Origin of the sequence: Marinococcus halophilus (assembly GCF_002265875.1) — a bacterium.
Lineage (GTDB): Bacteria > Bacillota > Bacilli > Bacillales > Marinococcaceae > Marinococcus > Marinococcus halophilus.
This window is the reverse complement of the sequence record NZ_NPFA01000032.1, coordinates 1-16429: the sequence shown is the minus strand read 5'-3', so window position 1 is coordinate 16429 and position 16429 is coordinate 1. Positions and strand designations below refer to the sequence as shown.

The following is a 16429-nucleotide window of genomic DNA, read 5'->3' as shown; positions in this document are numbered from 1 at the left end:
CCTCGGTGTTGGCCATCTGCCCGCCGGGCACGCCGCGCTCAAGCATGAGCGTATCCATTTCCGCCCGCGAGGCGTACACGGCCGCCGTCATGCCGGCCGGGCCGGCACCCGCGATAATCACATCATAAATTCGTTCTTCCGTCATAAAACGACTCCTTTCCTTCTTCTGCAAATTTTTGAATACGGTTTTTAATTTCATCACGTACGCGCTGGAAAACCGCCCAGCGTTCTTCCTCTGTACCCTCTGCTTTTGCCGGGTCATCAAAGCCCCAGTGCTCCCTCGTGACGTGCGAAGGGGTCATTGGACACTTGTCGTTAGCATCCCCGCAAAGCGTAACCACCATGTCCGCATTGTTTAAATACTCCGGATCGATCATGCTCGACTCCTGCGTGGAAATATCGATGTCGACTTCGTTCATGGCTTCGACCGCATTTGGATTAAGGCCGTGGGCTTCGATACCGGCACTACGGACCTCCCAGTCATTTCCCAGGAAATAACGGCCGAAGCCTTCAGCCATCTGGCTGCGGCAGGAATTACCTGTACATAAAAAATACAATTTCTTTTTACTCATTACTGCATCCTCATTTCACAAAATATTAATTCCAGTGGTGATGATCCTCAGTCGCAATTAATGCGCAGGCCGTCCCGTTCCAGCTGCTGCAGCTTTTCGTTTTGATCCGGTACATGCTGGAGTATGTCCTCCACCATTTCTGCAGAAGGGTGCTCCCGGTTAAACGAATAAAAAATCCAGTGGCCCTTCCGCTGCTCTTTAACAAGACCGGCGTCCCGGAGCTTTCGGAGGTGCTGGCTCACCGATGACTGCGACATATCCAGAAGCTCCACGAATTCACATACGCAGCATTCATGGTTTTGTACAAGGCTGACAATGGAAAGACGGGTGTTATCGCCCAAAAGCTTCAGCACAGAAGCAGTGTCTTTAATTTCCGGTTTAATCTTTTCCATACGTTCACCTACCATCGTTTTATTATATAAGCATATGCTAATATAAAGTTCGCCAAACGTCAATAAATAACACTTAGCGAAGACCTTTTAATAATATTCTTTGACTAATTCCTCCATTACCTGATTAGTACGGAAAGCCGTTTTGCCAGTGCTTGGACAGGTGCCCCTTCCAAGCAGTTCATCAATAATAGATTGAATATGGTAATACTGAATATGCTTGGGATGCTCGATATAAACAGACTCTTCGCCGGCTTCGTTCAGAAGGATAATTGGCTTATCGTCAAACGTCGAGAACGTTATTTCCCCTTTTGTGCCAACAATGCGGTTATCGTCTTCTTTATTATAGGAAGAAAAATTCCATACACCTATCCCGACAGCTCCGCTTTCAAATTTCCATGTGCCGCTTACCGTGTCTTCAGCCGGATAGGCATCAGCCAGATTGACCGCAGAACCCTTTACATCGCTTAAAGGACCGAGCAGGTAATCAAAGAGATCCAGCGTATGAGAGCCTACGTCGTAGAATAGACCTGCACCGCTCTTTTCAGGGTTTACCCTCCACGGCCATTCGCCGTTTTCATCTTTTTGAACGATGGGCTGGGTCTGCTGAATAGAAGCAAACCGCACCTCTCCAATGCTTCCGGCATCCAGCAGCTCTTTCACCTTTCGAAAACGCGGAAGAGATCTTCTATAGTAGGCAACAAACAACGGTACACCGTTATTTTCACAGGCTTTTATCATTTCTGCACATTCGTCTGTGCTGCCTGCCATTGGTTTTTCCACATATACTGGCTTCCCTGCGTCGGCAGCCATGATCGTATACTCCCTGTGCGAGGAAGGCGGCGTCGCAATATAAACGGCATCCACTTCGTTGTCGTGGATAAGATCCTCCGCTTTATCGTACCAGCTGGGAACCCCGTGACGTTGTGCATAATCCTGCGCTTTTTCTCCATTTCTTCTCATTACCGCCTGCAGGGAGCTGTTTTCAGCCAGCTGAAAGGCGGGACCGCTTTTCACTTCTGTCACGTTACCGCACCCTATAATGCCCCATCGTATGTTTTTCATAGCGTTTCCTCCCAAATGAAATTCATTTGTCTATTCAACATTCTTTTATACCATTTTAATGTAAAAGCCATTGCCTATGAATAAAGGGAGCAGCTTTTGCTGTTCCCTTAAAATTAATATGTCTATTACAAACCAACCTGGCCGGCAGCATAGGTGGCATGCTCTGTGCTGAAACCTTCAAAGGTCAGTTGATCAATCAAGCCCTGTCTTGAAAAAGAGCTGTACTCCAGATAATCCTCTGCCTGAAGCACCGCCTGTTCCTGCCATTCCACTGAGACATTTGCCACACCATGAGCCGCTTCCGATGAACTGAAACCGTCATACTCTAGTTGCTCAATCAATCCTGATTCAGAGAATGCGGTGTACTCCAGATAATCCTGAGCCTGGCTGACCGCCTGCTCCTCCCAGTCCACTGTGATGTTTTCCACAGCATATGTTGCATCTTCTGTGCTAAAGCCCTCATATTCCAATTGCTCGATCAACCCTGATTTAGAAAAGGCCGTATAGTCCAGGTAGCTCTGAGCCTGACTCAGTGCCTGCTCCTGGGAAGCAGATCTGCTGGATTCTTCTTCAGCCTGACGCTCTTCCTCTTCCATGGCTTCCCGCTCAGCTTCCTCTTCAGCCTGGCGTTCTTCCTCTTCCCTTGCTTCCCGCTCGGCTTCTTCAGCCTGGCGCTCCTCCTCTTCCTTTGCTTCCCGCTCGGCTTCTTCAGCCTGGCGCTCCTCCTCTTCCTTTGCTTCCCGCTCGGCTTCTTCAGCCTGGCGCTCTTCCTCTTCCTTAGCTTCCTGCTCGGCCTCTTCCTCAGCCTCACGCTCTTCCTTCGCTTTCTGTTTTTCTTTCTCTTCGTTATTCTTTTGCTTATCCGTAGCTGCTGTAGCATCTTCTGCTTCTAATTCTGTAGCATCGTCCGCAGTATTTTCACCGGCTATTTCTGTAGAAGAATCGGTTGGAATTAGTATAACAAATAAAATTAAAGCATAAATAATAGAAGCTGTAATCATCTTCCACTTCACCCCGGAACGATACCCCGGAATCCGCTGATACCATTTTTTCTTTTCTTTATACCTCATTAAAATCCCTCCTTTTACATATATTGGTTACATTTTATCATGGTAAAGTAAAGCTGGCAATACAGTGCAGAATCACCTTTATATGATTTTGTCTGCATCGAATAGAGGGTCTGAAAAGATTATTGGGAAATTTACAATTAACGGATTCTTCGAATTTCCCATTTGCTTTATTAGTGATTGGATTGGTTGCTTAACGGGCAATCACCTTTGCGTTCACATGAACAAAAACCATAAAAAGCTTCCCACAAGTTCAGTGAACTCATGAGAAGCTTAAAGTAAATTCTATTCAAATGTTAGCAAAATATTAGCATTCTGCTCATTTTCATTAAAACTGGGTTATAGCATAGGATTGAGCGGAGCCCGGACGCAAGCCGCGACGTCCTGTCGCAGCCGTCCGGGTGACCAAAATCCTGTTGGCCCTACATCATGCCGCCCATTCCGCCCATTCCACCCATGTCTGGCATGCCGCCGCCGGCACCGCCGCCATTTTCTTCTGGGATATCGGCGATAACTGCTTCGGTTGTCAGGAACATGGAGGATACGGACGATGCGTTTTGCAGCGCGGAGCGGGTAACTTTTGTAGGATCGACAATGCCTGCGTCAATCATGTTTACCCATTCGCCGGTCGCTGCGTTGTAGCCGTGTCCAACTGCTTCTGTTTTCAGGCGCTCAACGATAACGGAGCCTTCAAGGCCTGCGTTATGAGCAATCTGACGGAGTGGTTCTTCGAGGGCACGGAGAACAATTTTTACGCCGGTTGCTTCGTCGCCTGTTGTGTTGTTCATTTCTTCTTCTACTTTTTTGTAGACGTTCATCAGCGCGGTACCGCCGCCGGAGACAATGCCTTCTTCTACCGCTGCGCGTGTAGAGCTGAGGGCGTCTTCGATGCGGAGCTTGCGCTCTTTCATTTCCGTTTCAGAAGCTGCGCCGACTTTAACAACGGCTACGCCGCCGGCAAGCTTCGCGAGGCGCTCCTGAAGTTTTTCACGGTCGAATTCGGAAGTCGTTTCTTCCATCTGCGTACGAAGCTGTGTAACACGTGCGCTGATCGTCTGCGGATCGCCGCTTCCTTCTACGATCGTTGTGTTGTCTTTATCGATCGTGATTTTGTTAGCGTGACCGAGCTGATCAATTGTCGCTGTTTTCAGGTCAAGACCTACATCTTCTGTAATGACCGTACCACCGGTAAGTGTAGCAATATCTTCAAGCATTGCTTTACGACGGTCGCCAAAGCCTGGTGCTTTCACTGCTACTGCGTTGAATGTGCCGCGCAGCTTGTTAACAACGAGTGTTGCCAGCGCTTCGCCTTCCACATCTTCTGCGATGATGAGGATTGGACGGTTCTGCTGTACAACCTGTTCAAGCAGCGGAAGTACTTCCTGGATGTTTGTAAGCTTCTTGTCCGTAATTAAGATGTACGGATTATCGAGCTCTGCAGTCATGGATTCATTGTCGGAAACCATGTAAGGGGAAGCATAGCCGCGGTCAAACTGCATACCTTCCACAACTTCAAGCTCTGTTTCAAGGCCGCGGGATTCTTCGACTGTGATAACGCCGTCGTTTCCTACGCGCTCCATCGCTTCTGCAATGATCTGGCCGATTTCTTCAGAGCCTGCGGAAATAGCACCGACCTGTGTGATAGATTCTTTGCCTTCAATTGGCTTGCTGACGTTACGGAGTTCCTCGACCGCTACCTTGGTCGCGTTCTCCATACCGCGGCGGATACCCATTGGGTTCGCACCGGACGTAACGTTTTTCAGGCCTTCCTGAATCATTGCCTGGGCGAGCACGGTTGCTGTAGTCGTACCGTCACCGGCAATGTCGTTCGTTTTGCTGGCAACTTCGGATACAAGCTGCGCACCCATATTTTCAAAGTTATCTTCGAGTTCGATTTCTTTGGCGATGGTTACACCGTCATTGGTGATAAGCGGGGAACCGAACTTTTTCTCCAAAACAACGTTACGGCCTTTCGGTCCAAGCGTTACTTTTACAGCGTTTGCCAGTTCGTCCACACCGCGGAGCATCGCGCGGCGGCCATTTTCACTAAACTTAATATCTTTAGCCATGATGAAATCCTCCTAATGAAATATTGATTTCGAAATGAAGCTGATTACTGAACTACCGCGAGGATGTCGCTTTCGCGAACGATCAAATATTCTTTGCCGTCGTATTTTACTTCTGTGCCTGCAAACTTCGAATAAACGACGATATCGCCTTCGCTTACTTCCGGCGTTACGCGTTCACCGTTGTCTTTTAAAGCTCCGGAACCAACAGCCACCACGCGTCCTTCCTGTGGTTTCTCCTGGGCGGAGTCCGGCAGCACAATACCGCCAGCAGTTTTTTCTTCTGATTCCACTTGTTCGAGTACGAGTCGATCACCTAAAGGCTTTAACAAGGAAAACAACCTCCTTAGAATATTTTCATCGTCCGTTATATGTAACGGAAACGACAGTAACACCATTTTGTTAGCACTCATTAAACCCGAGTGCTAAACCCAATTATTATATTAATCAACCTGGGCTTTGTTTGCAAGAGGGAACCGAAAATTTTTTCTGTCTTTTCCCACTCCGGTGCTTGATGGCACCTGCATTCACATTCCCTGCTGCTCTCTTTGTTAACCTTCTATTTGAAAATTGTCATAAATTCGCAGTTGCTCTCTTTATTATTCCTGCAGAGACCTGTGATACAATAGGAGCGTTCTAACACAGATTTAACCGAAGATTAGGAGTGATTTCCTTCCATGGCCGCACGTTACTGGAGCATTGTTATCATTTACGTACTTATGCAGCTCTCGGGCATCGTTGCCGTTCCGGCTCTTTTAGCTATAGGCAGCTTTGATTCCGCCCAGCAGGCTTCATACTTCTGGATTTTTGCAAGCTTTATTACCGCTTTAATTGTCATTTTGATTTTGTTAATCCCGGAACGCGGCCAACAGCTCGCGTTTAATAAACCGAAGATGCCATGGCCCAACGCTACTGCCTGGATTTTCATCGGCTTTGCCCTTGCCTACGCCGGTCAGATTGTTGCCGGCTTGATTGAGCAGAACCTGCTCGGCATTGATTCAGCCTCCGAAAATACGGCGCAGATTATCGAGCTCGTTAACAGCATGCCAGCCTTTGTAATTATCGTGGCGGTGATCGGCCCGATTCTTGAAGAGCTTGTATTCCGTAAAGCTATATTTGGCTCCCTGTACAAGCGCACAAACTTTTTCGTTGCCGCCATCATCAGCTCTTTGATATTTGCTGCTGTGCATTTGGATTTTACGCACCTGCTCGTTTATACCATGATCGGCTTTGTGTTTGCTTATTTGTATGTTAAAACCGGACGGATCATTGTGCCGATTATCGTTCACTCTGTCATGAACGCGTTTGTGGTTGGCATTCAGGTACTGTTTCAGGATGAAATTGAGCGTATTATGCGTGAAGCCGAGAGTGCACTCATTCTGCTTGTTCAGGGGTTGATGTAATATGAAAGCTTCCACCGCTGCCCTTTTTTACTTTGTGCTGGGCGGAGTGCTGCTGATGTTTACGTATTTTTCCGTCAGCGAGTCCTCCTGGTCATTCTGGAGTATTCTGCTTGCCGCCTTTGCTGCCTATGACTTCGTTATGGGCTTCAACTATCTGCGCCTCATGGCAGAGCAGAACAAAAAGAAATAGCAAAAGGGACCAGCCAGTATTCGGCGGTCCCTTTTTAATAGATTAATATACGTCTTCCCCCGGCAGCCCTATTCGCTGTCCAGCGGATAATTTTTCAGAAAATACACGAGCGTCTGCAGCTCGATGGCAAGATCGATATGATGCACGCGTACAGATGCCGGCACGGATAAACGTGCCGGCGTGAAATTTAAAATACCGCTGATGCCTGCCTCCACCAGCTTTTCTCCAGTTGTCTGGGCGGCGGCGGATGGCACCGTGAGCATCGCTACGGACACGTTATGTTCTTCAAGCTTTTCTGCCAGATCGTCGGTGTGATACACCGGCACATTTCCAATCTGCTCGCCCACCATATCCTTATTAATATCAAATGCAGCCACAATCCGGGTGTTTTCATTTTTGGAGAAATTATAGCGAAGCAGCGCTTTGCCGAGATTCCCGACACCAAGAAGCACGACGTCCGTTGCCTCGTCCTGGTCCAGGGTTTTCCGAAAAAACGACAGCAGATACTGGACGTTATAGCCGTAGCCTTTTTTGCCGAGGGCACCGAAATACGAAAAATCCCGGCGGATCGTTGCCGAGTCCACTTTCACCGCCTCGCTCAACTCCGTTGAAGAAACGCGGGTTTTGCCTGTTGCATACAGGCTTTCTAGAAATCGATAATATAGGGGCAGCCGCTTTGCGGTTGCCTGCGGAATTTTTTGCTGGTCTGTATTCATAGTTATTTCCACCTAAATGTATTGTCATCGTCTGTAGACAGTATAGCATGTGTCCCCGTGAAAACGTACCGAAACGCTTGTCATGCACGAGACTTATCCTGTTTCGCGTTTCACGGAAAAGTACGATACACTGATATTATCAGAGTTGTAATTAAAGGAGCTATATAAATATGATTTTACTTCAATGTTCGGCTGTCACCAAGTCTTTTGGGGCAGAAACCGTACTTGATCAAATAAAACTTGAAGTCAAGGAAGGCGAGCGGGTCGCCCTGGTCGGCAACAACGGGGCCGGCAAATCCACCCTTCTGAAAATTCTTGCTGGCGAATCCTCGTATGATTCCGGCTCCGTCACGATGCCAAAAGGCACGACATTCGGATACCTTGAGCAGCATACCGGATTGAACAGCGATAAAACCATGTGGGATGAAATGCTCGATGTTTTTACCCACCTTCAAAAAGCTGAAGCCGAGCTGCGCCGCATGGAGGCGAGAATGGCTGAGCCCGACATTATTGATGACGCCAGAGCCTATGAAAAGCTAATGGCCGATTACGATCAGCGCCAGCAGGAATTCGAAGCCCGCGGCGGCTACCGCTATGAATCCGACATCCGCACGGTGCTTGCCGGCCTTGGCTTTGGCAGCTTCTCTCTCGACACACCGGTGCAGTCACTGAGCGGCGGCCAGAAGACCCGACTTGCCCTTGGCAAACTGCTGCTGTCCCGGCCCGATCTCCTGATTCTTGACGAGCCGACCAACCATTTGGATATGGATACCCTCCGCTGGCTCGAACAGTATTTAAGCAGCTATCCGGGTGCTGTCCTGATCGTCTCCCACGACCGGTATTTTCTGGACCAGATCGTGACGAAGGTGTATGAAATCATTCATAAAAAAGCCCGCTTATTTTACGGCAACTACAGTACCTTTCAGGAAAAACGGGCGGAACTGTTTGAACAGGAAATGCAGGCCTATGAAAAGCAGCAGAAGGAAATTGCCGAGCTTGAAGACTTTGTGCAGAAAAATATTGTGCGCGCCTCTACGACAAAACGGGCCCAGAGCCGGCGGAAAAAGCTCGAAAAAATGGATAAGCTCGACAAACCGCAGCGGGACGGCAAATCTGCCTCCCTGCGCTTCGACATTGACCGGCAGAGCGGCAACGATGTACTAAAAGCAGAAGACCTTACCTTCCGCTTTGGTGACAAGGCGCCCGTCTTCGAGCATTTAAATGTCCGGGCCCAGCGTGGCGAGAGCATCGCGCTGATCGGACCGAACGGGACGGGCAAAAGTACCTTTTTAAAAACGATCAAGGGAGAGCTTGAGCCGGATGCAGGCCATATTCAGCTCGGAAGTAAAGTAGACCTTGGCTATTACGACCAGCAGCAGGCCGAACTGAATTCAGGCAAAACCGTGTTGCAGGAGCTGTGGGACGAATATCCGCTTGAAAACGAAAAAGACATCCGCACGGTGCTTGGCCAGTTTTTATTTACCGGTGAGGACGTGCTGAAGCAGGTATCTGACTTAAGCGGCGGGGAAAAAGCGCGCCTTTCGCTTGCCAAGATGATGATGCAGAAGTCGAATTTTCTGCTGCTCGACGAGCCGACCAACCATCTCGATCTTGACAGCAAGGAAGTGCTTGAAGACGCCCTGATTGATTATCCAGGCACCATTTTGTTTGTTTCCCACGACCGGTATTTTCTGAACCGGATTGCAACCCGTATCCTTGAAATGGGAAATGGCGATGTCCGCAACTACATCGGGGATTATGACTATTATCTGTTCAAAAAGGAAGAAGAACGGGAAAAAGCGGCGCTCCAGGCTGAGCGTGAAGGGCCAAAGCCTGAAGACACCGGGGCAGCAAAATCTTCATTTGCAGACGACAAAGCAGCCAAGCGTGAGGCCCGCAAGCGGCAGCGCCGCATTGAACAGATTGAACAGGATATTGAAGCCAAGGAACAGCTCGTCGAGGAGCAGGAAGCTGCTCTCTTCGAACCTGACGTATATGAAGACCATGAAAAGGCAGCTGGTTATCAGTCGTCGATTAACGAATTAAGAAGCGAGCTCGACCAGCTGATGGAAGAATGGGAAGAGCTGCAGCTTGAAGAATCCAGTTCCTAGATCATTCCCTTTACACAGCAAAGCCCGTGACCTCTTCTACTGAGGCCACGGGCTTTTTGTTACATATGGAGCGGCAGGCCGGGCACGCCGTTTAAATCCATGCTGGAAAAGTTTCCCTTTTTCCAGTTGATATAGGCGGCAGCACCGATCATGGCCGCATTATCAGTACATAAATGCAGCGGCGGAATCTGCAGCTTAACGCCGCTTTCTTCGAACTTCTCTTTCATTGCTGCCCGCAGGCCGCTATTGGCTGCCACACCGCCTACAACCATTACCTGCTTCGCCTCACAGGCCGCTGCCGCCCGGGCTGTTTTTTCCGTCAGCACGGTAATAACGCTCTGCTGGAAGCTCGCCGCGACGTCTTCCGGTGCCCATTCTTCTCCGCGCTGGCGAGCGTTGTGGAGCGTATTCATGACAGCTGATTTCAAGCCGCTGAAGCTGAAATCATAGGACCCCTCCTCCAGCCAAGCCACAGGAAGCGGTACAGATGGATCGCCCGTCTTAGCCAGCTTATCGAGCTCCGGTCCTCCAGGATACGGCAGGCCGAGCGTGCGTGCAACTTTGTCATATGCTTCCCCAACTGCATCATCTCTCGTCTGGCCCAGCAGTTCGTACTGTCCTTCTTCCCTGATCAGTACAAGCTCCGTGTGACCGCCGGAAACAACGAGCGCAAGCGCAGGATATTCCCACTCTGCCTCCAGCCGGGTCGCCTGGATATGGCCGGCTATATGGTGGACGCCGATCAGCGGCAGTCCCTTTGCGTACGCTGTCGCCTTCGCAGCATTTACCCCCACAAGAAGCGCTCCCACAAGTCCGGGCCCTTCTGTAACCGCCACGGCGGATAAATCAGAAAATGTACTATCAGCTTCCTCGAGCGCCTGCTCCATTACCTGAGTGATGGATTCCGCGTGATGTCTCGAAGCGACCTCCGGCACAACTCCGCCAAAGCGTTTATGGCTTTTCATCTGGGAGAGAACGACATTGGACAGAATCTCCGTGCCGTTTCTGATCACCGCAGCAGCTGTTTCGTCACAGCTCGTTTCCACAGCCAGAATATCTATTGGTTCATGCTCATTCATTCATATTCACCCACATTACTATCGCATTTTCATTATTATCCATATAATAGTTTTTTCGAACGCCGCCAGGCACAAACCCAAATTTATCGTACAGGTTCCGGGCGGTTTCATTGGTTTCACGCACCTCGAGCGTCATCGTCCGGGCGCCGTACGTGTAGGCCAGTTCCATCAAATTGGCCAGCAGCTCCTGCCCAATTTTCCGGCCGCGGTAGCGCGAGTGTACCGCAATGTTTGTCACATGAGCTTCATCGATGACAATCCATACCCCGCAGTAGCCGACAATTTTGCCATCGACTTCTGCCACCAGATAATGGGCAAACTGGTTGTTATACATCTCGTTTTCAAACGCCCGCCGGCTCCACGGCATCGAAAAAGCGTTATGCTCTACTTCCATTACGTTATCGATATCGTCGGTGCTCATCAAACGGATCATTATTTCTGCTTTCATTCGGATCTCCCACTTTGGGTTTTCTGCCAGTTTTTTTCCGCTTCGGCAAGCTGGGCGTATTCCGGGACTACCGCATGAGCTTCCCTTGGCTCTCCGATAGTTCGCGCGACACGGATGATTTCTGCAGGCCGTGGGGTCTGCTCCGCCCAATCCGCAAATACTGCCCGGCTGCCGAGTTGTTCCTGGATCAACGGCCGCCGGGTATCTGTATCTTCTCCGACAAACAAAACGTTTTCCTGCCGTTGGTCGAGCATCCCGAGCCATTCCGAAAGCAGAATGATTTGATCATCGGCCTGGCGTTCCACGATATTTTTTGTCGTTTCTCCGGAAAACACCGCGGTATATACCTGATTTCTGCGCGCATCTATCAGTGGAGAAACGAGGCCAGGAAATCCGAGACCGTTTTGGGCAAACATCTGCAGGGTCGACACAGGATAAAGAGGGATATTTAAAGCCCAGGCCATCGATTTAGCCGTCGTTACTCCTATGCGCACTCCGGTGTATGATCCCGGACCGGTAGTCACCGCTATTGCCTCCAAATCACCCGGAGCTGTCCCGCTCTCTTTCATCAGTGATTCCACAGCCGGCATCAGACGGATGGAATGGTTTTTTCTAATATTGGTGGTGTACTCCCCGAGGATTTTTTGTTCATCTGCAAGGGCAATGCCCAACACATGCGTTGAGGTGTCAATTGCGAGCATTTTCATCGTTCTGCAACTCCTTCATCTTTTCCTTCCACCGCTCGCCCACGGCCTTCAAGGTCAATTGCCTGCTCGTCTCCCCGGTATATTGTATCTCTACCTCCAGGCGGTCCTCCGGCCATTGTTCCAGGCGGATCGGCCATTCTAGAAGCGAAACTCCGCCTGCCTCAAAGTATTCCTCAATCCCGATTTCCTCTGCTTCTTCCTCTGAAAGACGGTAAAGATCAATATGAAACAATGGCAGCCTTCCTTCGTATTCTTTAACGATTGTAAAGCTTGGGCTGTTTACCATCGCGGTAACACCAAGGCCTCTGGCAAAGCCTTTGGCAAAATGTGTTTTTCCTGCTCCGAGGCTGCCAAGCAGCCATATTTTCTCATCTGTTTCCGCCTGCCGGCCTAAAAGCTCTCCCCACGCTGCTGTTTCCCCGGGGGAAGAAGTGTCGATGACCCACTCTGTCATATCGTTTCTTCCTTTCTGCTGCTTATGATGAACGAAAATGATTGTAGCCGGATTTTTGCAGCTTCGTACGGGAGCCGTTTTCCTGCAGGATGACCTGTCCGTTTCCTTCTGAAACCTTTCCAATGGCATATAATGGCATCCCGGCGTTCCAGAATTGTTCTCTCAGCTTTTCCCACTCTGATGAAGCTACTGTTCCGACCAGCTCAAAATCCTCTCCACCGTAAAACATATGCTTTTTCATTGTCTGGACTTCCAGAGGCTTCATGGCTGCATGCACGGGAAGTCCGGAAAAGTCCAGTTCTATCGAAACACTGCTCGCTTCCGCAATTTCAAAGCATTCGCTCGCAAGGCCATCACTGATATCATTTAAAGCGATGCGGCCACCGTATTCCACCAACAGACGCCCTGCTTCCACCTGAGGTACCGGACGCTGATGATAGGCAATCAACGATTTTTCCCGTTCGGAATACGCAGCGTCCTTTGTCCGATCAAGCAGTAATTCCAGCCCGGCAGCCGACATGCCGACCGGTCCTGTTAAAAATACGATGTCCCCGGGTTCCGCAGCGCTCCGCAGCAGCTGCTGTCTTTCTTCCACTGCTCCGATTACCGTAATACTCACCATTAAGTCGCGCCGGGAGGATACCGTGTCTCCGCCAATCATATCCATCTGATAGCGCGCTCCCAGTTCATTCATTCCCCGGTACAGTTCGTTTAATTCCTCTTCGGACCAACCGGGCGTTACCGCAATCGATATCACGTAAAAATGCGGCACGCCTCCCATCGCAGCGACATCGCTAATGTTTGCAGCCAGTGCTTTAAAACCAATATCAAACGGATTCATCGTATCCTTCCGAAAATGGACGTCTTCAATCATCGTATCCACACAGACAATTTCATTCATTTGCGCCATCGGCCGATAGACCGCGGCATCATCACCTATTCCTACCTCAAGGCGCTCCTGAAAGGTCTGCGTTGGTTTTCGTTCGTTAATCCAGTCAAATTCGTCGTATGGCATAAACTGCTCCTCAATGATCTCTCATAATAGTCTCCTGCCAGTTTATCGTATTCTTGCAATCGCGTACAGTAAACGAGCAGGCTGTACCCCGTTTATCGAAAAACTACCCTCAGTGCATAAGCACAAAGGGTAGCTTGGTTTCCCGCTTCGTCGATTAAATTTTTTCATAAAAAAAAGCCTTTCCGGCTTTAATCAATTAGTATAATTGGTTGCGGGAGGAGGATTTGAACCTCCGACCTCCGGGTTATGAGCCCGACGAGCTACCAGACTGCTCTATCCCGCGATGTGGTATAGCGCGGCGACGATCTACTTTCACGGGGGGAGAGCCCCCGGCTATCATCAACGCTGAAGAGCTTAACTTCCGTGTTCGGCATGGGAACGGGTGGGACCTCTTCGCTGTTGTCACCGCACTATGTATACTGTCTCTCAACAAGACAATTATTATCTTACCATGTGGGTTATATGAACGCAAGGGGTTTTTTATATTTTATCGCCATTTTTTATCATTTACAGCAAAGTACACGTCTTCAATCGACCGGTGCTGCTGTTTAAAAGCCTCGTGGGCTTCTTTCAGCGACACCCGTTCAAACTTTATAGAAGCCTTTGGCTGCAATTGGGCAGCTTTTGATAAATCAGCACTAATAACGTTTAACACCCGGGCATAGCCTCCCGTCGTCTGTCGGTCAGCCATTAGAACCATCGGCCGGCCGTTCGAAGCCAGCTGCACAGTTCCAAAACCTACTCCATCCGATATTATGCCGCCATCTTTCTGAATAAAAACTTCCGTTCCCTCAAGTCGGATCCCCATTCGGTCAGCTTCCTGGGTCACAACGTAGGATTCCTGAAGCAAAATCTGTTCAGCCTCCGCTGTCAATTGATTAAATTCCGGCCCTTCCACTACCCGGAGTGTCTGCTGTTTTTCATAAACTGGCACAAGTGCAGAAGACAACCGCCGTTCGAAAGGAGTCGGAGCAGGGCGCCCCTCTGCTTGGTACAGCTTGTCTCCGCTTTCAAGCTCACGGCCCTCCAAACCTCCTATGCCGGCTTTTGTATATGTCGCCCGGCTCCCTAAAACCACCGGCACATCTATACCTCCTGCAATACAAATATAGGCACGGGCGCCTTGGGCCGGACCATTAAAGGACAATTCATCTCCTTCGTAAACCTTTCTTGTCGCCCACATCGGGATGGCTTTGTTGTTTATTTCCGGTTGTAAATTTCCGCCTGTAACAGCAATGACCGCTTCTTCATGAAACGCCAGGGTCGGCCCCATCAAGGTCAATTCCAATCCGGCTGCAGTCAGGTAGTTCCCACACAAGGCATTTCCTATTTGAAAGGCGTACATATCCATCGCTCCAGATACCGGGACGCCAAGATACTGATAGCCGCTCCGCCCCGTGTCCTGAACGGTTGTAAATAGTCCAGCTTTTCGCACTGTACAGAAAGGTGTCCGCCTCATATACGATCCCCCGCTGCCTGCACCCTGGTACCATGGTGCTCAAGCTGCTTTTTCAGATGCTGAATAAAAAGCACCGCCTGTTCGTTATCACCATGTACGCATACCGTATCTGCCTCCATAGCCACAACTGTACCATCCACTGCCCTCACGGTTCCCTTTTGGAGCACCTCGAGCACCTGGTCTGCAGCTTTTTCAGGTTGGTCAATGAACGCCTTCTTCTCTGTTCTTGGTGTCAATGTTCCTTCAGCCGCATACGTGCGGTCTGCAAATATTTCTTTTACCACCTGTAAGCCTTCTCTTTCCCCCTGCGCATGTAATTCTGTATGGACGGGGGCGAACAATAGGAGGTCTTTATTAAAATCTTTCACCGCCCGCACCACTCCTTTAGCAACATCACTATCGCGAAGGGCGGCATTATATAAAGCCCCATGGGGCTTCACGTGCTGCATCTTTACTCCTTCTGCCACGCAGAAGGCATGGAGAGCCCCTATCTGATAGAGACAAAGCTGATAAATTTCTTCTTCCTTCATTGCTATATGTCTACGGCCAAACCCTTCTTTATCCAAAAACCCAGGATGCGCTCCAACCGCCGTGCCGTACTGTTTAGCAAGAGCAACAGTGTGCGCCATCACTGCTGCATCTCCTGCGTGGCCCCCACAGGCAATATTGGCTGAAGACACTAAAGGAAGCACCTCCTGATCCATCCCAAGTGTATAAACGCCGTAGCTTTCGCCTAAGTCACAATTTAAATCAATAGTCATGTGTCTGCCCCTCCTCTATACGGATGCTATATTCACCGCGACTGACACTCTCTTCAATTTCAATATATTCGTTATGAGACACAGGTTCAAAGCGGAGCAAATGACCCGGAGCCAGAAGCGCAGGTTCTTCACTATTAACATTGAATAAAGGCACCGGAGTCTTTCCAATAATGTTCCATCCTCCCGGGCTGTCAATCGAATATATCCCTGTCTGGGCATTGGCAATGCCCACAGATCCTGCTTCCACCTTTCCTCTCGGTGTTTCAAGACGAGGGGTATGGAGTCGTTCATTCAGTCCGCCGAGGTACGGAAACCCCGGGGTAAAACCCAGCATATAAATAAAATAGTCAGCATCGCTGTGCAGCTCCACTACTTTTTCTACAGAAAGTTCCTTCTCTGCAGCAAGTCGTTCAAGGTCCTGGCCGAGCGATACGTCATAACAAACTGGCAGATAATATGTTCGTATAGTTTTTTCCAATTCATCATTCATATGCAAAAAAATAGTATCAATTGTCTCACAAAGACGTTCATATTTTATTTTCAAAGGATCATAATACACGGTTAAGGCACAGTAGCTGGGAAGGCACTCGATAATCCCAGTCGGCTGCTCTTGTTTTAAAGCATTATAAAGCCGGTGGACCCTGCGGTTTACGGAGGGAGAAATTACGTTTTCCAATTGCACACTTAAGGCATGATCACCGATAGGAACAATATTCATATTATCTTTCTCCCTCCTAATGATTAGTATGTTTATTGTAGCATAGAGAAAAAGGAAAAAAATATAAAAAAACCGCTCCCCTCCGAAAAGGGAAACGGTTTAGCTCGCCCGGCAGCGATCTACTTTCACGGGGGGAGAGCCCCCGGCTATCATCAACGCTGAAGAGCTTAACTTCCGTGTTCGGCATGGGAACGGGTGGGACCTCTTCG

Annotated in this window: 19 protein-coding genes, 1 tRNA gene and 2 rRNA genes; 3 read left to right on the top strand and 19 right to left on the bottom strand. The window is 49.4% G+C overall.

Going from position 1 to position 16429, the window contains the following annotated elements; genetic code table 11:
* From CHL76_RS16210 to groES, 7 genes are all read right to left on the bottom strand, one after another.
* A partial coding sequence (locus CHL76_RS16210) for an FAD-dependent oxidoreductase (protein WP_143747454.1) occupies positions 1–145 on the bottom strand: 145 nt, incomplete at its 3' end.
* Positions 123–572: an arsenate reductase (thioredoxin) gene (arsC, locus tag CHL76_RS16205; protein WP_094909130.1), complete on the bottom strand. Its 450-nt coding sequence runs from the start codon at positions 570–572 to the stop codon at positions 123–125. The genes CHL76_RS16210 and arsC, both read right to left, overlap by 23 nt.
* A 47-nt stretch (positions 573–619) precedes the next feature.
* A complete protein-coding gene (locus CHL76_RS16200) occupies positions 620–964 on the bottom strand; it encodes an ArsR/SmtB family transcription factor (protein ID WP_079474153.1) in 345 nt (114 codons plus the stop codon).
* Positions 965–1051: 87 nt separating this feature from the next.
* Positions 1052–2026 carry a Gfo/Idh/MocA family protein gene (locus CHL76_RS16195; protein WP_094909129.1) on the bottom strand — a complete coding sequence of 325 codons (975 nt, stop codon included), beginning with the start codon at positions 2024–2026 and terminating at the stop codon, positions 1052–1054.
* A gap of 125 nt (positions 2027–2151) precedes the next feature.
* Positions 2152–3096 (bottom strand): Ltp family lipoprotein, encoded by a 945-nt coding sequence (locus CHL76_RS16190; protein ID WP_143747482.1) that lies wholly within the window; start codon positions 3094–3096, stop codon positions 2152–2154.
* A gap of 419 nt (positions 3097–3515) precedes the next feature.
* A complete protein-coding gene (gene groL, locus CHL76_RS16185; protein WP_079474151.1) occupies positions 3516–5162 on the bottom strand; it encodes a chaperonin GroEL in 1647 nt (548 codons plus the stop codon).
* Positions 5163–5206: 44 nt separating this feature from the next.
* Positions 5207–5491, bottom strand: a complete 285-nt coding sequence (gene groES / locus CHL76_RS16180) for a co-chaperone GroES (RefSeq protein WP_022794320.1) — start codon at positions 5489–5491, stop codon at positions 5207–5209.
* Positions 5492–5836: 345 nt separating this feature from the next.
* Between groES and CHL76_RS16175 the strand changes: the two genes are divergently transcribed.
* Together CHL76_RS16175 and CHL76_RS16170 are read left to right on the top strand one after the other, a co-directional pair.
* Entirely contained in the window at positions 5837–6562 is a 726-nt protein-coding gene (locus tag CHL76_RS16175; protein WP_094909128.1) for a CPBP family intramembrane glutamic endopeptidase, read from the top strand.
* A gap of 1 nt (position 6563) precedes the next feature.
* On the top strand, positions 6564–6752 hold the full coding sequence (locus CHL76_RS16170) for a DUF4305 domain-containing protein (protein WP_079474149.1): 189 nt from the start codon (positions 6564–6566) through the stop codon (positions 6750–6752).
* Positions 6753–6820: 68 nt separating this feature from the next.
* Here the strand turns inward: CHL76_RS16170 and CHL76_RS16165 are convergent, their stop codons facing one another.
* Positions 6821–7468 carry a redox-sensing transcriptional repressor Rex gene (locus CHL76_RS16165; RefSeq protein ID WP_079474148.1) on the bottom strand — a complete coding sequence of 216 codons (648 nt, stop codon included), beginning with the start codon at positions 7466–7468 and terminating at the stop codon, positions 6821–6823.
* Between the two features lie 170 nt (positions 7469–7638).
* Here CHL76_RS16165 and CHL76_RS16160 point away from each other — a divergent pair, with 170 nt between their 5' ends.
* Complete coding sequence (locus tag CHL76_RS16160; protein ID WP_094909127.1) at positions 7639–9579, top strand: ABC-F family ATP-binding cassette domain-containing protein; 1941 nt, start codon at positions 7639–7641, stop codon at positions 9577–9579.
* 59 nt (positions 9580–9638) lie between these two features.
* Here the strand turns inward: CHL76_RS16160 and tsaD are convergent, their stop codons facing one another.
* From tsaD to rrf (CHL76_RS16105), 11 genes are all read right to left on the bottom strand, one after another.
* Positions 9639–10658 carry a tRNA (adenosine(37)-N6)-threonylcarbamoyltransferase complex transferase subunit TsaD gene (gene tsaD, locus CHL76_RS16155; RefSeq protein ID WP_079474146.1) on the bottom strand — a complete coding sequence of 340 codons (1020 nt, stop codon included), beginning with the start codon at positions 10656–10658 and terminating at the stop codon, positions 9639–9641.
* Positions 10651–11106, bottom strand: coding sequence for a ribosomal protein S18-alanine N-acetyltransferase (gene rimI, locus CHL76_RS16150; RefSeq protein WP_094909126.1), 456 nt, complete (start codon positions 11104–11106; stop codon positions 10651–10653). Before rimI ends, tsaD begins: the two co-directional genes overlap by 8 nt.
* A complete protein-coding gene (gene tsaB / locus CHL76_RS16145) occupies positions 11103–11813 on the bottom strand; it encodes a tRNA (adenosine(37)-N6)-threonylcarbamoyltransferase complex dimerization subunit type 1 TsaB (protein ID WP_094909125.1) in 711 nt (236 codons plus the stop codon). Before tsaB ends, rimI begins: the two co-directional genes overlap by 4 nt.
* Complete coding sequence (gene tsaE / locus CHL76_RS16140; protein WP_094909124.1) at positions 11794–12267, bottom strand: tRNA (adenosine(37)-N6)-threonylcarbamoyltransferase complex ATPase subunit type 1 TsaE; 474 nt, start codon at positions 12265–12267, stop codon at positions 11794–11796. The genes tsaB and tsaE overlap by 20 nt, the downstream gene beginning before the upstream one ends.
* Positions 12268–12289: 22 nt before the next feature.
* Entirely contained in the window at positions 12290–13282 is a 993-nt protein-coding gene (thiL, locus tag CHL76_RS16135) for a thiamine-phosphate kinase (protein ID WP_079474142.1), read from the bottom strand.
* Between the two features lie 206 nt (positions 13283–13488).
* Positions 13489–13565 (bottom strand) — tRNA-Met (locus CHL76_RS16130).
* Between the two features lie 10 nt (positions 13566–13575).
* A 5S ribosomal RNA gene (gene rrf / locus CHL76_RS16125) occupies positions 13576–13692 on the bottom strand.
* A 77-nt stretch (positions 13693–13769) separates the two neighbouring features.
* Positions 13770–14741 carry a 5-oxoprolinase subunit C family protein gene (locus CHL76_RS16120; protein WP_094909123.1) on the bottom strand — a complete coding sequence of 324 codons (972 nt, stop codon included), beginning with the start codon at positions 14739–14741 and terminating at the stop codon, positions 13770–13772.
* Positions 14738–15502, bottom strand: a complete 765-nt coding sequence (locus CHL76_RS16115; protein ID WP_094909122.1) for a 5-oxoprolinase subunit PxpA — start codon at positions 15500–15502, stop codon at positions 14738–14740. The genes CHL76_RS16120 and CHL76_RS16115 overlap by 4 nt, the downstream gene beginning before the upstream one ends.
* Positions 15492–16220 (bottom strand): 5-oxoprolinase subunit PxpB, encoded by a 729-nt coding sequence (gene pxpB / locus CHL76_RS16110; RefSeq protein ID WP_079474139.1) that lies wholly within the window; start codon positions 16218–16220, stop codon positions 15492–15494. The genes CHL76_RS16115 and pxpB overlap by 11 nt, the downstream gene beginning before the upstream one ends.
* A 106-nt stretch (positions 16221–16326) precedes the next feature.
* A 5S ribosomal RNA gene (rrf, locus tag CHL76_RS16105) occupies positions 16327–16429 on the bottom strand; the annotation flags it as partial.

Coding starts and splice junctions, on each gene's coding strand:
- CHL76_RS16190 (WP_143747482.1), bottom strand. CDS start 3,096: ATGAGGTATAAAGAAAAGAAAAAATGGTATCAGCGGATTCCGGGGTAT.
- CHL76_RS16195 (WP_094909129.1), bottom strand. CDS start 2,026: ATGAAAAACATACGATGGGGCATTATAGGGTGCGGTAACGTGACAGAA.
- tsaB (WP_094909125.1), bottom strand. CDS start 11,813: ATGAAAATGCTCGCAATTGACACCTCAACGCATGTGTTGGGCATTGCC.
- CHL76_RS16160 (WP_094909127.1), top strand. CDS start 7,639: ATGATTTTACTTCAATGTTCGGCTGTCACCAAGTCTTTTGGGGCAGAA.
- CHL76_RS16200 (WP_079474153.1), bottom strand. CDS start 964: ATGGAAAAGATTAAACCGGAAATTAAAGACACTGCTTCTGTGCTGAAG.
- tsaD (WP_079474146.1), bottom strand. CDS start 10,658: ATGAATGAGCATGAACCAATAGATATTCTGGCTGTGGAAACGAGCTGT.
- thiL (WP_079474142.1), bottom strand. CDS start 13,282: ATGCCATACGACGAATTTGACTGGATTAACGAACGAAAACCAACGCAG.
- CHL76_RS16120 (WP_094909123.1), bottom strand. CDS start 14,741: ATGAGGCGGACACCTTTCTGTACAGTGCGAAAAGCTGGACTATTTACA.
- CHL76_RS16115 (WP_094909122.1), bottom strand. CDS start 15,502: ATGACTATTGATTTAAATTGTGACTTAGGCGAAAGCTACGGCGTTTAT.
- groL (WP_079474151.1), bottom strand. CDS start 5,162: ATGGCTAAAGATATTAAGTTTAGTGAAAATGGCCGCCGCGCGATGCTC.
- CHL76_RS16175 (WP_094909128.1), top strand. CDS start 5,837: ATGGCCGCACGTTACTGGAGCATTGTTATCATTTACGTACTTATGCAG.
- arsC (WP_094909130.1), bottom strand. CDS start 572: ATGAGTAAAAAGAAATTGTATTTTTTATGTACAGGTAATTCCTGCCGC.
- pxpB (WP_079474139.1), bottom strand. CDS start 16,220: ATGAATATTGTTCCTATCGGTGATCATGCCTTAAGTGTGCAATTGGAA.
- tsaE (WP_094909124.1), bottom strand. CDS start 12,267: ATGACAGAGTGGGTCATCGACACTTCTTCCCCCGGGGAAACAGCAGCG.
- rimI (WP_094909126.1), bottom strand. CDS start 11,106: ATGAAAGCAGAAATAATGATCCGTTTGATGAGCACCGACGATATCGAT.
- CHL76_RS16170 (WP_079474149.1), top strand. CDS start 6,564: ATGAAAGCTTCCACCGCTGCCCTTTTTTACTTTGTGCTGGGCGGAGTG.
- CHL76_RS16165 (WP_079474148.1), bottom strand. CDS start 7,468: ATGAATACAGACCAGCAAAAAATTCCGCAGGCAACCGCAAAGCGGCTG.